Raw genomic sequence first — 12,892 nt, forward strand, 5'->3', positions numbered from 1 at the left:
TTGCGGAGTACTGCAAATACATCGAAAAAAATGCGATATTTCTAATTTTTGCATAGATTTTAACTGGCGAACCGGTGTATTGCTCTAAATGCTTCGTCTCAGTCGTTTTTGGGTCGTTCGCTTCTTTGCGGAAGTAAGTGAGTTCTGTTCCGTTGGGGAAGTGGCCGATTGCTCGTGGGACCTGATGCGCCGGAATGTGGGATCTGGCAAGTCGGGGGTGGTCTGCAAGCGGCCCAGGCGTCTTACAAGAAGGATAAGATCGGGCTTAGAAGTATGAACAATGTAGCTACGAAAATGGTTGCTGTTCCGGACATTGCCGGTTCCGGGCAAGAACCTGTCATCGAAGATCGTGCCTTGGCGATCTCCGAGATGTCGGAACGGTTTGGGGTAACGCTCCGGACACTGCGGTTTTACGAAGAAAAGGGTTTGTTGAACCCGACCCGCAAAGGCGCGCGCCGTTTTTACGGTGCAAGGGATGTTTCCCGCATGCAGGTTATCCTCCAAGCGAAAAAGATCGGTTTGACACTTGTCGAAATTCGCCGGGTCATCAAGCTGGTCGAGGGGAACACCAACCGCAACGACCAATTCAAGGAATTGCAGGAGATCTGCAAAAGCCAGCACGAAATTCTGATCGAGCAAAAACAAATGCTCGATGAGCAAATCGCCGAAGTCGATGGCATCTTGAGCGCATTCGATCAGCTCGTCGCCTAAACCGGCAAAAGCTGTTTTAAAAAACCCGGCTCCGTGAGGGGCCGGGTTTTTTTGTCTTTTCGTTTTTATCCGCTCAGGCAGCTGCCCGGGCCGACTGCATCAGATCGGTGAACCGTTTGAACAGATAGTGGCTGTCGCGCGGACCGGGAGACGCTTCAGGGTGATACTGGACGGAAAACACAGGCTTGGTTTTCATGGCCAGCCCGCAGTTTGTGCCGTCGAACAAAGACACATGGGTTTGCTCAACAGTGTCCGGCAGGCTGTCCGCGTCCACCGCAAAACCGTGGTTCATGGACGTGATCTCGACCTTGCCGGTCGTGTGATCGAAAACCGGATGGTTCGCCCCATGATGCCCCTGGTGCATCTTGATGGTCTTTCCGCCAAGCGCGAGGGCAAGCATCTGATGGCCAAGGCAAATGCCGAAGGTTGGTACCCCTTTTTCAACAACTGCCTGGATCATGGGAACGGAATAGGTGCCGGTTGCTGCGGGATCGCCCGGGCCGTTGGACAGGAATACGCCGTCCGGGCCGTGTGACAGAACCTCTTCGGCGGTGGCCGTTGCCGGGAGAACCGTCACGTCGCAGCCGGCATCGGTCAGCAGGCGCAGAATATTGCGTTTGATCCCGAAATCGATCGCAACGACCTTAAAGGTTCCGCCGGATGTTTCGCCGTAGCCCTCGTCCCATTTCCAGGATGTTTGCTGCCAGGAATGCGATTGGGTTGTTGCAGCGTCCTTGGCCAGATCCATGCCGACAAGACCCGGCCAGTTGGCTGCAGCCGTTTTCAGACTGTCCAGGTCGAAGTTTCCGTCCGGAGCATGCGCAATGACACCGTTCGGCACACCCTTGTCGCGGATGAGCGCCGTCAGGGCCCGTGTGTCGATGCCGCTGATCCCGATAAGGTTCCGGCTCTTGAGCCAGGCATCCAGATGTTTTGCCGCGCGGTAGTTGGCCGGATCGGTCACGGAAGCGGCGACCACGACACCGCGAATGCCGCTGTCGGCGGCCATGTTGACCGTCTCAATGTCTTCATCATTGGTGCCGACATTGCCGATATGCGGGAAGGTGAAGGTGATGATCTGTCCCGAATAGGACGGATCTGTCAGGATTTCCTGATAACCGGTCATGGCGGTGTTGAAGCAGATCTCACCAACAGACTGTCCTGTTGCGCCCAGCCCTTGACCTTCGATCACACTGCCATCAGATAACACAAGTAAGGCGGTCGCCGGGGTCTGTGACCATGCGTCTGCAGTCGTCATGTCTTGTATCCAGAGTTTGTTGGTGACATCATGCGCTGCAGGAAAGGCGTTCGACGAGCTGATGAAGCCGCCAGTTGGCCGTCTGCATTAAGCGCGGGACTCTATGTGAAGCGGGCAGGATCGTCAATATCGACCTGCGGAAAAAAGTTCTATAAAATTCAATAGGTTGTCCGATTTGCGTGGAGGGTGCGCCTCACTTTCCAGGTTTCGGTTCGGCAGGGGTGGGGTAGACCATGCGCGACGCTTTGCGCGAGAAGATCAACACGGCTTTGAAGGCGGCACAAGACGCCGGTGACAAGCGCAAATGCGCAACGCTCCGGCTTGTTCAGACCGCCGTGAAGGATCGGGAAGCAGCGGCTCGGGAAAATGGCAAAGACGGCGTTGCTGAGCCGGAAGTTATTGAAATACTTCAAAAAATGGTTCGCCAAAGAGAGGATTCCGCCGGGGAGTTTGAAAGTGGCGGCCAACTTGATCTTGCAGAGCAAGAAAGGGCTGAACAGGAGATCATCCGGGAGCTTCTGCCTCACCAGATTAGCGAAGAGACCATGAAGACACTCTGCGAGGAGACGCTTCAGGAGATCGGAGCCCATGGTCTGCGCGATATCGGCCGCTGCATGAACGAGCTGAAATCCCGGTATCCGGGACAAATGGATTTCGTCCAGGCATCTTGTGTGGTCAAGGACATGCTCCGGGCCGAGGCAGCAAGTCAGGATGCGTCCACATCCAAGGGCGGTGAGGCCTCTGGTGACTGACGGCCGCGCCAAAATGCGGGCTGTCCACAAATTTTGAGGAAACGCGTGCTGGCCGGGTGCCGCCTTATTCACATTGAACCCACAGCGGATGCGGCCTTCAATGCTGAAGGTCTGGTAAGCGCTAACCTGTTCCTTTAGTCTGAAGTGCCTCTGGCCGGGACCCGGCCGGGTCCATATTCACCTTTAACATGCAGTGATCTGTTCGCCGTCATGCGCTTCGAAACGCGTCTCCTGGATGAAATTCGTGCCCGGTTGACCTTGTCCGACATTGTCGGGCGGCGGGTGACGTGGGACCGGCGCAAGACGCAGCCGGGAAAAGGCGATTACTGGGCTTGCTGTCCGTTCCATCAGGAAAAAAGCCCGAGCTTCCACGTCGATGACCGGCGAAACAGATACAAGTGTTTCGGGTGCGGGGCATCCGGGGATCATTTCACGTTTTTATGCGAAACCGAGGGCCTGAGTTTTCCTGAAAGTGTGGAGCGGCTTGCCGAACAGGCAGGTGTTGCGCTGCCCGCTCCGGATCCGCAGGCGGCCCGCCGCGAAAAAAAACGGGCCGGACTCGCCGACATTTGTGAAATGGCCGCGCAGTTTTTCCAAAATGAGATGGCAGGTCCGCGGGGCGGGGAAGCGCGCCAATATGTTGCCAAGCGCGGGCTGAGCCCTGAAACCTTGCGGGAGTTCCGGTTTGGATTTGCGCCCGACAGCCGGGATGCGTTGAAGACCTACCTTAAAGCGCGGGAAATCCCGGAAGCAGCGATGATCGAGGCTGGTCTGCTGATCCAGCCGGAGGGCGGGCGCCCCAGCTATGACCGGTTCCGCGGGCGCTTGATGATCCCGATCCAGGACGACCGCGGCCGTGTGGTCGCTTTCGGTGGCCGCACGATGTTGCCGGACGGCCAGCCGAAATACCTTAACTCACCGGAGACGCCGCTCTTCCACAAAGGTGTCATGCTTTTCAATGCGCACCGCGCCCGCGAACCTGCCTTCAAGGCGCAGGAAGCGGTTGTCGTTGAAGGTTATATGGATGCAATTGCCCTTTATCAGGCCGGTATCCGCCATGTGGTGGCGTCGCTTGGCACCGCCTTTACCGAAGATCAGATCCTCCGGCTCTGGAAGTTCGCCCCGGAGCCGGTCATCTGTTTCGACGGCGATGCTGCGGGTGTTTCAGCAGCACACAGGGCCATCGACCGTATCTTTCCGGTTCTGAAAAGCGGGTTTTCCTTTCAGTTCTGTTTCCTGCCCGATGGCATGGACCCGGATGACCTTGTCAAGGATCAGGGCGTTTCCGGCTTCCACGAGCAGACAAGCGCGGCAAAGTCTCTTTTTGATGTGGTCTGGGAGCGGGAAATCTCTGTGTCCCGCCTGGACACACCAGAGCGCAAGGCGGCTTTGGAGAAGCGCTTTGACGATCTGATCGGCACCATCCGGGATGAACGGGTGCGCCGACGGTATCAACTGGATCTGAAGTTCAAGCTGTCCAACCTGTTCTTTGAAAGTGCACGCCAGGGGCGGCGGACGGATGGAAAGAAAACGGGGACCGAGCCTTCTTTTTTGGGCATGGTCAAGGAAGGTGTTTCGGAAAGCGATGATTTTGGTAACGAGCGCCTGGTTCTGGGCCTATGCATGCGGTTCCCGCACTTGCTGGACCGGCATTTCGAACGGTTTTCGCGCCTCCCTTTCGTCAACACATTGCACCGCCAGTTGCGGGATGTCCTGTGCCGGATCGTCGATGAACTGGAGGGCACGCCCATTGCCGATCTGACCCAGGCCCATGACACTGCCTTGCGCGATATCATGCATGAGATGATGCTTGAGACCATCGGTCTTCAACAACAGAAGAAGGCCGAGTTCTCTGTGCTCAATCACCGCTTTCCGCTTTTGAAGTCGCATCCCCCGGAAGACTTCGTGGAAGCGGCTTTCCTCCATTTTATCGACGTTCTGGAACTCAATGCCCTGGAGGAGGAGCTTGATAGCGAGCTATCGGGCGCCGACGAGCAATTGGATGAGACGGTGTGGGGGCGGATCCAGGCGCTGACCCAGGATTTGAGCCGGCGGCGGGAAGAGTGCGCGCGTGATGAAGCCGAATTGGCAGAGCGCGCCAAAAAGATCCGTGCGGCGCCTCCGGTTGAGGCCTTGGCCATAACATCCGCCGCTGATGCGTGATTTGGCACTTAAGCCGCTGGAAAATACCTTTTTCTGATTGACCAAATACGAATCACACTTGCGAATCCTGCGCGTCGAGCTAAATAGAGGATTTGCAGCACACTCGCGCCGCAGTCACATGCATGCTCGCGGCAATACTCTGACAGATAAGCTGCGACCCGAATGACGACCAGTCTGCCCCTCGCTGCGCGAAGGGCGCAATAGAAAGGCCGTGTGCATAATTGATGCCGAAAAATATCAATATCGATGCAAACACGGTTAATTGGGACTTAAGGGACACGGCTTACAACTTTTTCTGAAAAGCGATTCTTCTGGACGCCGCCGCTCGGCCAAGCTGGCGCGCCGGAAGCGAATTGAGTTGAAGCTGAACGAAAGGCGCGGCGTGGCCAATGCGGCCACGAACTGGAGCACACAATGGTAGCCAAAGCGACGCAAGCAGACGACACACAAGAGACCCCAGGCGATGGCTCCGACGGCCCGCTGTTGGACCTGTCGGATGCCGCTGTCAAAAAAATGATCAAGGCCGCGAAAAAGCGCGGTTACGTCACCTATGACGAACTCAACGAGGTCCTCCCCTCCGAGCAGGTCTCTTCTGAAAAAATTGAAGACACCATGTCCATGCTCTCAGATATGGGCATTAATGTGATCGATTCCGACGAGGCGGAAGATGGTCCCGATGAGGTCGATGGCGGCGAATTGGTAACTGCTCAGACAACGGCCGTTGCCAAAACCACAACGAAAGAACCTGCCGACCGGACGGACGATCCAGTGCGCATGTACTTGCGTGAAATGGGCTCCGTCGAATTGCTGTCGCGTGAAGGCGAGATCGCGATTGCAAAGCGCATCGAGGCTGGCCGCGAGGCAATGATCGCGGGCCTTTGCGAAAGCCCGCTGACCTTCCAGGCCATCATCATCTGGCGCGACGAGCTCAACGAAGCGCAAGTCTTGCTGCGCGACATCATCGATCTCGAGGCCACCTATGCTGGCCCGGATGCAAAGGCCGGCCCGGCCGTTGCCAATGATGACGACCCGGACGCAGCGCCCGCCAACGAAGCCGGCAAGGTTTCCGAGGAGACAGAAAACGAAGAGGGCGAAGGCGAGGGTGACAGCGAAGAGGACGATGACGAGTTTGAGGCCAACGTCTCCTTGTCCGCGATGGAAGCCGAGCTGAAGCCGCAGGTTCTCGAAACCTTCGACATGATTGCGGACGATTACAAGAAGCTTCGCCGCCTTCAGGACCAGCTGGTGGAAAACAAGCTGGCCAACAAGACTTTGTCGCCGAGCCAGGAGCGGCGCTACAAGAAGCTGAAAGAAGACATCATCGTCAATGTGAAGAGCTTGTCGCTCAATCAGAACCGTATTGATGCTCTGGTCGCTCAGCTTTATGACATCAACAAGCGTCTGATGGGTTACGAAGGCCGTCTTCTGCGCCTGGCCGACAGCTACAATGTCGACCGGACCGACTTTCTGAAGCAGTACCAGGGCGCGGAGCTTGATCCGAACTGGCTGCGCAAAGTTGCCAATCTGTCGACCCGCGGCTGGAAGAACTTCATCGCCAAGGAAAAAGAGACTGTTCGTGAACTGCGTCAGGAAATCCAGACGCTGGCCACCGAGACGGGTCTTGAGATCACCGAATTCCGCCGCATTGTCGCGATGGTTCAAAAGGGTGAGCGCGAAGCGCGCATCGCCAAGAAGGAAATGGTCGAGGCCAACCTGCGCCTCGTGATTTCCATTGCAAAGAAATATACCAACCGCGGCCTGCAATTCCTGGATCTCATTCAGGAAGGCAACATCGGTCTGATGAAGGCGGTGGACAAGTTCGAATACCGCCGCGGTTACAAGTTCTCGACCTATGCCACCTGGTGGATCCGGCAGGCAATCACCCGCTCGATTGCCGACCAGGCCCGGACGATCCGTATTCCGGTGCACATGATCGAGACGATCAATAAGATTGTCCGCACATCACGCCAGATGCTGCACGAGATCGGGCGTGAGCCGACCCCGGAAGAGCTGGCTGAAAAGCTGCAGATGCCGCTGGAGAAGGTCCGCAAGGTTCTGAAAATCGCCAAGGAACCGATCTCGCTGGAAACCCCGATTGGCGACGAGGAAGATTCGCACCTCGGCGACTTCATCGAGGACAAGAATGCGGTTCTGCCGATCGATGCGGCCATTCAGTCGAACCTGCGCGAGACAACGACTCGCGTTTTGGCATCGCTGACACCGCGCGAGGAACGCGTCCTGCGCATGCGCTTCGGCATCGGCATGAACACCGACCACACGCTGGAAGAGGTCGGGCAGCAGTTCTCGGTGACCCGCGAACGTATCCGCCAGATCGAGGCAAAGGCGCTTCGGAAGCTCAAGCACCCGAGCCGGTCCCGCAAGCTGCGGTCGTTCCTCGACAGCTAATTGCTGTCTGCACGACCCAACACGATCAAAAAACCCGGCCGCCATGCCGGGTTTTTCCGTTTTGCTGACAGCCCAACCGCATCGCCTGATTGAGGTGCCCCGTTGACCCTGACCCCGGACAAAGATCTACGGATCGAGCCAGCGGCTCCCGCCGACCGGCGTGTGTTCCGGGCGGGTCTGCTGGCGTCCGTGGCGTTTCATGTGGCGGTGGCTGCGGCCCTGATTACCGATGTAGAGGGCTTTCAGGCGGCCGGAGACGTTGATGCGGTTGAAGTCGAGATCGTGCAACTGCCGCCTTCCGTGACGCCGGAGCCTGTTGAGGCGCCCGCCGTGGAAGAGCCGGACCCTGAGGTTCCGGAACCGGAGGTCCCCGAGCCCGAACCTGCCGAACCAGAAGAACAGGCAGAAGAACAAGCCGACCCGCCGCCGCTGGAGCCTGCTGCACCTGAAACCGATCCGGAGCCGGAGGACATTGCCTCCCTGCCGGTCCTGCAGGAAGTCCAGGAGTTCGGGGAAGAAGATGTGTTGCCCGACGGGGCTTCTGAGGAAGAACCGGCCAATGAGCCGGTTGATGCCGAAGACGTTGCCGATACCGACACACCCGAAGAGCCGTCAGACGCCAGTGCCACGGACGATCCGGGTCTTGAAGATGGGGCCGGTGAGGACGAGGTTGCCGACGGTGATGCGGAAGGAGAGCCGGAAACCGACCCAGAAACCGTGCTTGATCAGCAACTGGACGATCTTGTCGAGGAGAGTTTGGAACAGCTCGAGTCCGAGACCGAGACCGAGACCTTTGAAGACGGCAGCAGCGGGGAAACGGAAACTGCTGACGCGGAAAACGCGGACAGTGCAGAGGACATTTCGCCCGAGGAGACCGTGCCGGACAGCGAGGAGGCTGGGACGGACGCCGCCGTCGATCTTGGAGAGGAGGGCGAGCTGTCTGCAGACAGTTTTGGTGTGGTCGGGCCGATTGCGACCGCTGCAACACCGGCACCGAAACCGGTCAGGCGGTCTCAGGCAACCGCTGCGAATGCCAACCCCTCCGCAGGAAGCGGATCGGCGCTGCCACAAGCGCGCGAGTTGTTTACCGGAGGCGTTCTTCAGGACAGCCGTCTTGTCACGGCGATGAGTGGAATGCCACCCGGTCAGCGGCTCAATCTTCTGTGCACCACAGAGCTGCGCGCACAATTAAACGCATCCAATCCGCCCTACTTTCCAGATATCATGCCGTCTTTGCGTCCGCGCCGTGGAACGGTCTTGGATCCCGGCGGCTGGGTTGCTTTTCGAGCCTACGGGCTCTGGTACAATGTCGCTTTCCGCTGTGAAGTGGATCCGGGTGTCCGCCGCGTGGAACGCTTTTCTTTCCGCGTAGGCGGCCCTATTCCGCGCGCCGAATGGGGAGCAAGAGGGCTTCCGGTGAATTGATATCAGCGATCTTAAACACGCAGTCCTTTGCCCTGCATCAAGATCCCGGTCTGAAACACGGGATTTGCATCTGCACAACTTCGCTGTTTACGAATTTCTGGCGCGGAGCGGCCCATCCGTGGCGCACGCTTTGAACCTCAACTCCATCCAGCTCCAGCGCCTTTCCTGCATAGGCTTCATCTATAAGGGCATATCCTAACCGCATCGAAACGCCTTGCGCGATGACTTCTTCAACATCCGGCTTTTGATAGTCATAGGGTTGATAATGCGGGACGGGGAGCGGCAGTCGGATATGTCCGGACAAGGTGGTGCCGGGGCCAACCACGCGGCCATAGGGGATGATCGGTGCATCCACGTCCAGATCCTCCGGCAAGGCCGGGATCAGCTTGTCCGCGACCAGAATCCCGTTGTCCAGGAGTTGCGTGAACGCCAGGCCCGGCTCGAGGATCCGCTGGCCTGAAGGGGCTTCCTTGAACAGCATGTCGAAGACGATGGCCGGGTTTTGAGCTCCGTTCGCGAACTCATAGATACCGGTCAAAACCGACCCGTCCGAGCTCCAGTTAACAGTCAGGTGTGTCATGGTCATGCCGTAAGCGCTTGTTCCAGGGGCCAGCCTTGCCGCCAGCATTGAAAAGATAATCGTCTGCAAAAAACCGCGGCGGGCAAACCTTTTTGATCCAGTCCATCGCATCGGCTTCCTGCCATCAGTAATAGGGCCGTTCCGGTTCGCCCATCTCTTCCCGGATGTTGTTTTCCGTATAGGCGTTGTTTTCATAAGGCGGCAATCCGACGGCTTGTCTTTCCCGGTTGGAGGTTCCATCCGTCGAGCCGGAATGCTGCCGGCCATAGGTTGCCTGTTCCGCATGGATCAGTTCGTGGCCCAGACCGACAGCCGGTGGCCGGGTGTGCCAGTCTTCAGACCCGTCATAGACCTGTGTCCGGTTGGGATTGTAATAGACGGTCGCATCCGTTCCCGCGCCTGCCGATCCATCGGCGTTTTCAAAGCGGCCAGCACCATTTGCATAGCCGCACGCATTGCCCTGGTTGGTTTCCACGATCGTAACAGAGTTGCCGCTGGCCTGGATGGAGGTGAGCAAACCATTGCCGGTATCGGTTGCTCCGAGCGTGCGCAAATCCGTGAGCGTCTGGTTTCGAAAGGCTTCCGTGCCCTCAATCGTAATGTTCGGTCCAACCTGGGTGACGACACTGCCGTCCGGCCGCGTGACTTCGGTGACGGGTCCCAGCGGCGCTCCGGGCGCTGCGGCACCGCCGCCGCCACCACCGCTTTGTGTGCCGATCAGAACAGTCGGCATGCCGGTTATGATCCGCCCGCCGTGGCTGGTCATGTCGAGGATCCGTGCCGCTGGCCGGTCGTCGACAAGCACATTCCAGGCCCCGGTGACAATTGTTGCCGGCCCCCCGGCCGCACAGACCGCCTGGTCGGAGACGCGTGCTTGCGGCAGGCCTCCCGTCAGCACTGTCGGGCAGCACGGAGGAATGATCGGCCCGCCAATATGCGGGATCGGAGGTGTGGCGGGTACGAACATCGGGCAGGCCGTCAAATCCGTCACCCGGGCAGCCGGAAATCGCATCGACATCTCTCTTTCGAACACGCCGGGAGCAGGCACGAATGCTCGGTCCAATCGGCCAGGCTGTCAAGGTTATGCCAGTATCGGGGGCAGCTTTCCGTGTTCTGGATCACTGTTGTTGCAGCAGGCACGATAGTCGAATTGGAAGCCTTGAGCCCGGCGATCATGTCAGCGTCACACTCGATGACGTAAAGTCAAAGACATTCCGGTTTATAAACGAGTTGCGCAGGCCATATCATGCAAGATCCTTCTAGCGCCGATAATGTCAAAGCACCAAACCCTGAGACCTACATCGAAGAGACGCCGATCTGGCGTGATGGGACGCCGGTCGAGACAACAATCCTGACTGGCATGCAGTGGCGGATCTGGTGGCTAGCCTGCGCCGGAAAGTTCTTTGAAGGCATGGTTGTCTTCATGACTGGGATTGCGCTGCCATTGATGGCCAAAGAGTTTCAACTTGGTGCGCTCGGACACGGTTTTATAGGATCCGCGATATTGTTCGGTATTTTGATCGGGGCGACAGCGCTTGGGGGGCTTGCAGACCGCTTTGGCCGCCGGATCATGTTCATTGCCGAGATGGCGCTCTTTATTCTGTTCTTGGTTGTACTTGCGTTTGCGCCGGGGTTCGGGATTGTTTTACTCGCCTTATTCGGCATCGGGCTCGCCCTTGGTTGTGATTATCCGACAGCGCATATGATTATTTCGGAAAATATTCCGGCAAAGGCCCGTGGCCGAATGGTTCTGGGAGCCTTCAGCTTCCAGGCAATTGGCGCGATGACCGGTACCGGACTTGCAATTCTGACGTTGACTTGGTTTCCCGAGCTGGAAGCCTGGCGCTGGATGTACCTGGTCGCTGTGGTTCCGGCAGCGTTTGTGCTTGCCGGACGTTTTATGGTGCCGGAAAGCGCAGCCTGGCTCATGGTTAAGGGCCGGGTTAAAGAAGCGGAAAAGGCGCTGTTGCATCTTCTGCACCGGGATCCAAAATATCCGTCAAAGGTAATTCTGGAGTTGCCTAGTTCAATGCTGCAACAACCAGCGGCTGAGATAAACTGGCGTGACATTTTCCTGAAAAAGAAGGTCCGCCGGGCAACAATTTTCGCCTCCGTCCCGTGGTTCCTCCAAGACCTTGGAACATACGGCATCGGTATCTTCACGCCGATCATCCTTGCCAGTGCTTTGGGAGAAAGCCGTCAACATGCCGGGTCGGTCTCGGATCTCATTTACAACGACCTTCTTGCGGCAAAAGGTGCCGCATTGATCGATATTCTTCTGATCGTCGGAATCTTGTTTGCAGTTCTCCTGACCGACAGGGTCGGGCGGATCCGTCTCCAGGTCATTGGATTTATTGGCTGTGCATGCGGGTTGGCGCTTGCAGCTGCTGGAAATCACGTTGGCGGCGGCTGGGATATCGTTCTGATATTTGCAGGGTTCATGCTGTTCAACTTCATGACCAACATGGGACCGAATGCACAGACCTATCTGATTGCCGGTGAAGTTTTCCCGGTTGCCTACCGGGGAACAGGTGCCGGATTTGCTGCATCCTTCGCCAAGATCGGTGCAGTAATGACGGCCTTCCTGTTTCCGGTTCTGTTGAAGGAAATCGGAACGGATGCCTTGCTCTTGATTCTGGTCGGAACTTCGGTCTTGGGTGCTGTTGTTACTTGGTCATTCCAGATAGAGACGCGCGATCTGCCCACATAAGGAAACATCCCCGCGTGGGCCATTGCTGGCTTAATTGATCAAGATGTACTTGGTGAGGATTTCGTCATGAATGCCTTCATCCTTGATGGTCTGAAGGCCCTGACGGAACATTTCGACGAGCACTGGATCGGTGTCTTTCTGGAAAGCCATGTAAAGAAATCCGCTGACATCATCGATTGCGACCGTGCGTTTCAGCTGCGTTCGATTGATGCCTTCTTCCGTCAAAAGGGGCCCAATGGCATTGTCATCGATTGCAATCAAGTCGATCCGGCCCAGCATGAGTTTGCGCAAATTCAGCCGGTCATCTTCCGTTGGGGACAGGTTGTCAAATCCATGGCGTTTCAAACTGGCTTCTTTGACGTCGCCAATATAGACGCCGACCGAAAGATGGCGGGCGTCTTCAAGCGTTTGAACGCCGACGGACTCATTGTCGGCAAGTTTGTAAAGGGATGCGCCATAAGGAGCGATTTGACCGACCCAGGCGAACAGGTCTTCCCGCTCGGGCGTCCGGGCTATCGAATAGATGAGTGTGTTCGGGCGGGTCAGGGCAAGGTTGTAGCTTCGCGCCCAGGGAAGAAAGCGGATGTCTCCACTTTGGCCGGTTTCTTCCAGAACAGCCTGCACCACCTCTGTCGACATCCCGAGGGCTTCACCGTCTTCAAGATAGTTGTAGGGGGCAAGATCTTCGGTGACGATCATCAGCGGTTCCGCCCTGGCTGCCAATGCCATGAGCGTGAAAGCGCACAGAGCACACACAAATTTCAGCACACGGGGCGAGAGCGTCGACATGGGATGAATCTTATCGGCGCTGGCAGGGTCTGTACATATTCGTCAATGTATCAATCCTGCTGCGATCTCTAGTTGTTATTGATATTTTACAACTCTCT

Annotated in this window: 10 protein-coding genes; 6 read left to right on the forward strand and 4 right to left on the reverse strand. The window is 57.2% G+C overall.

Translation table 11 applies throughout. The features are described 5' to 3' along the window. Positions 1 to 273 precede the first annotated feature (273 nt). Positions 274 to 711, forward strand: coding sequence for a MerR family transcriptional regulator (locus E1180_RS02015; protein ID WP_155189417.1), 438 nt, complete (start codon positions 274 to 276; stop codon positions 709 to 711). Positions 712 to 784: 73 nt separating this feature from the next. On the opposite strand, the gene carA is transcribed toward E1180_RS02015, so the two are convergent. Next, the gene (gene carA, locus E1180_RS02020) at positions 785 to 1,969 is read right to left on the reverse strand and encodes a glutamine-hydrolyzing carbamoyl-phosphate synthase small subunit (RefSeq protein WP_155189418.1); all 1,185 of its coding nucleotides are present in this window, start codon (positions 1,967 to 1,969) and stop codon (positions 785 to 787) included. A gap of 245 nt (positions 1,970 to 2,214) precedes the next feature. Between carA and E1180_RS02025 the strand changes: the two genes are divergently transcribed. From E1180_RS02025 to E1180_RS02040, 4 genes are all read left to right on the forward strand, one after another. Then, positions 2,215 to 2,721 carry a GatB/YqeY domain-containing protein gene (locus E1180_RS02025; protein WP_425280888.1) on the forward strand — a complete coding sequence of 169 codons (507 nt, stop codon included), beginning with the start codon at positions 2,215 to 2,217 and terminating at the stop codon, positions 2,719 to 2,721. Between the two features lie 210 nt (positions 2,722 to 2,931). Further along, positions 2,932 to 4,884: a DNA primase gene (gene dnaG, locus E1180_RS02030; protein ID WP_155189420.1), complete on the forward strand. Its 1,953-nt coding sequence runs from the start codon at positions 2,932 to 2,934 to the stop codon at positions 4,882 to 4,884. Between the two features lie 414 nt (positions 4,885 to 5,298). Next, positions 5,299 to 7,290 carry an RNA polymerase sigma factor RpoD gene (gene rpoD / locus E1180_RS02035; RefSeq protein WP_155189421.1) on the forward strand — a complete coding sequence of 664 codons (1,992 nt, stop codon included), beginning with the start codon at positions 5,299 to 5,301 and terminating at the stop codon, positions 7,288 to 7,290. Positions 7,291 to 7,392: 102 nt separating this feature from the next. Next, positions 7,393 to 8,715, forward strand: a complete 1,323-nt coding sequence (locus tag E1180_RS02040) for a DUF930 domain-containing protein (protein WP_155189422.1) — start codon at positions 7,393 to 7,395, stop codon at positions 8,713 to 8,715. Positions 8,716 to 8,752: 37 nt separating this feature from the next. Here the strand turns inward: E1180_RS02040 and E1180_RS02045 are convergent, their stop codons facing one another. Both E1180_RS02045 and E1180_RS02050 read right to left on the reverse strand, forming a co-directional pair. Beyond that, on the reverse strand, positions 8,753 to 9,406 hold the full coding sequence (locus E1180_RS02045; RefSeq protein WP_155189423.1) for a hypothetical protein: 654 nt from the start codon (positions 9,404 to 9,406) through the stop codon (positions 8,753 to 8,755). 13 nt (positions 9,407 to 9,419) lie between these two features. Continuing rightward, positions 9,420 to 10,307 (reverse strand): M91 family zinc metallopeptidase, encoded by an 888-nt coding sequence (locus E1180_RS02050; protein WP_155189424.1) that lies wholly within the window; start codon positions 10,305 to 10,307, stop codon positions 9,420 to 9,422. 234 nt (positions 10,308 to 10,541) lie between these two features. Here E1180_RS02050 and E1180_RS02055 point away from each other — a divergent pair, with 234 nt between their 5' ends. Then, positions 10,542 to 12,005, forward strand: coding sequence for an MFS transporter (locus tag E1180_RS02055; RefSeq protein ID WP_155189425.1), 1,464 nt, complete (start codon positions 10,542 to 10,544; stop codon positions 12,003 to 12,005). A gap of 30 nt (positions 12,006 to 12,035) precedes the next feature. Here the strand turns inward: E1180_RS02055 and E1180_RS02060 are convergent, their stop codons facing one another. Then, positions 12,036 to 12,794, reverse strand: coding sequence for a substrate-binding periplasmic protein (locus E1180_RS02060; protein WP_155189426.1), 759 nt, complete (start codon positions 12,792 to 12,794; stop codon positions 12,036 to 12,038). Positions 12,795 to 12,892 lie beyond the last annotated feature (98 nt).

Origin of the sequence: Roseibium denhamense, from assembly GCF_009711415.1 — a bacterium.
Classification (GTDB): Bacteria; Pseudomonadota; Alphaproteobacteria; order Rhizobiales; family Stappiaceae; genus Roseibium; species Roseibium denhamense.